1 protein-coding gene is annotated in these 255 nt (G+C 62.4%); it reads left to right on the forward strand.

The annotated features are described in order from the left end of the window. On the forward strand, positions 1–255 hold a 255-nt coding region (locus EU805_RS17290; RefSeq protein WP_129765211.1), incomplete at both ends, for an integrase core domain-containing protein.

Below are 255 nucleotides of genomic sequence, written 5' to 3' on the forward strand. Positions count from 1 at the left end.
GATCGAGCGCCGCGGCAAGCCCGGCATGATTGTCAGCGATAATGGGACGGAGCTGACCAGTAACGCGATCCTGCGGTGGTGTTCCGAGCACCGGGTCGAATGGCACTACATCGCGCCGGGCAAGCCGGTGCAGAACGGTTTCGTCGAAAGCTTCAACGGCCGGATGCGCGACGAGCTGCTCAACGAGACCATGTTCCGCAATCTGGCCCATGCGCGGATCGTGATCGCAGCCTGGGCTACGGACTACAACACCGA

This window comes from Salipiger sp. IMCC34102, assembly GCF_004145405.1.
Classification (GTDB): Bacteria; Pseudomonadota; Alphaproteobacteria; order Rhodobacterales; family Rhodobacteraceae; genus Loktanella.